Here is a 1,965-nt window from a genome sequence, read left to right as displayed (position 1 = left end):
GCCGAGGTCGATGGCGAGCCGCTTGATCTGCGGCTTGGGATCCGCGGTGCGATACATCCGAACCGCACGGTCACGCAACTCGAGCGGGTACTTTCAAGGCCGCGTAGTTTAGGCGAGATCGCGGTTGTCAAGAGGGCGTGGTGGATCAGGGCATGTGGCGTATACGGGGACGGGACTCCTGGTAGAGCGAGGAAACCGACCAAGGTTTTCCGGCTCGAAGGAGTCCCGTTGCCCAACCAGTGTGCCACCAGCGTACTCACGCGCACTATCGCCGTCGCCGAGGGCGTGTATGCGCCCGGACATCTGGGAGAGCTGACCCGGCAGTTTCCGTTCGAGCTCGTCGATGACGTTCTGATCCAGACGCGCACCATGCAGACGAGAGTGCGGAGGCTGCCGTCGCGGGTGGGTGTGTATTTCGTCTTGGCCATGGCACTCTTCCCCGGCCTGGGATACGTGAGGGTGTGGGACAAACTCACCGCTGGCCTGGGGCAGTTGTGTTTGCGGCGTCCGTCGGAGAAGGCCCTGCGTGACCTGCGCCGACGTCTCGGGGCGGCTCCGCTGAAGCAGCTGTTCACCGTCCTGGCCGGGCCCGTCGCCGGGCCCCGGACTCCGGGCGTGTGCTATCGGGGTTGGAGGACCGTCGCCTTCGACGGATGCAGCTCTGCCAAGGCTCCCGACCGGGCCCGGGTGTGCACCTGGCTCGGTAAGCACAAGCACCGTTACGGGCAGGAGGGCTACCCGATGCTGAAGCTTATGGTGCTGTGCGAGACCGGGACCCGAGCCCTGCTCGGTGCGGTCTTCGGACCGGTGCCGCAGAAGGAGACCGCGTACGCCGAGCAGCAGCTGCTGCCGCTGCTGGACGACAGCATGCTGTTGTTGAACGATCGGGGCTTCGACACCGACGACTTCCTGGCCAAGGCCGCGGCCACCGGCGTCCAACTGCTGGTCCGGCTCAAAGGAGCGCGCACCCCGGCCCGCTGGGCAGCACTGCCCGACGGAACGTATCTGACACGGATCAACGGGGTCCGGTTGCGGATCATCGATGCGCACATCGCCGTGACCACCGTCAAAGGACTACGGCTGCAGGGGCACTACCGGTTGGCCACCACCCTCGTCGATCACCGCCGCCATCCCGCCGCCGAGCTGGTCTCGCTCTACCACGAACGCTGGGAGATCGAGTCGGCGTTCTATTCCCTGCGCCACACGCTGCAGACCGGACTGGTGTTGCGCTCCCAGGACCCCGTCGGTGTCCATCAGGAGCTTTGGGCACACCTGGCCGTCTACCAGGCACTACGTCGGACCATGGCGGAGGCCGCCGAGTCCAGGCCCGGCACCGACCCGGACCGCGCCTCGTTCACTGTCGCTCTGGAGACCGCCAAGGACCAGGTCATCGCCGCTGCCGGCGTGTTGCCGGACGAAGGGCACGGCTGGATCGGTCAGGCCGTACTGGACAACCTGCTGCCGCCGCGTCGGCCGCGCATTGCCCCGCGCCGCGTCAAGTGTCCGATCTCCCGGTATGCGGCACCACCGGACCAGGCCCAGGTCCTCGGCGCGTCCCGCATCAGCGACGTGACCCTCACCGTGGACCAGAGCTCTCGACAGGCCCCGGTGGGTCGACGCGACCGAACACTGCAGTTGATGCGGACTCACCCGGCACGTTCCTGGCTTGCCTGCGAGATTGCTCGGGGGATCGGCCTGGACGATGCACGCGGACTGCGTGCCGAGCTCGGCCGCTGGGTCAACGAGGGCATCCTCCGCAGGATCGCCCGCGGCGTCTACACGCTCGACGACGACTGGATGATGTCCGAGGGCCAACACGGTGCCGTTTCCGGAGCGTTGACAACCGCGATCTCGCCTTAACTACGCGGCCTTGGGGTACTTTCGGGGAGCGGCCACGGCCGATGTTCCTCTCATGAGTCCCATCTGACCCTCTGTCAACTCACCCCGCATCTCGGGGGAACCTCA

General features: G+C 66.7%; 1 protein-coding gene. It reads left to right on the top strand.

Translation table 11 applies throughout. From position 1 onward, the window contains the following. The first annotated feature begins 228 nt into the window (after positions 1 to 228). Entirely contained in the window at positions 229 to 1,860 is a 1,632-nt protein-coding gene (locus ACFYXH_RS42420; protein WP_389575171.1) for an IS4 family transposase, read from the top strand. The last annotated feature ends 105 nt before the right edge of the window (positions 1,861 to 1,965 follow it).

The sequence above is a fragment of the Streptomyces sp. NPDC002730 genome, assembly GCF_042888805.1.
GTDB lineage: Bacteria > Actinomycetota > Actinomycetes > Streptomycetales > Streptomycetaceae > Streptomyces.
Note: the sequence above shows the minus strand (reverse complement) of the source record. Positions and strands in the feature narration are given on the sequence as shown.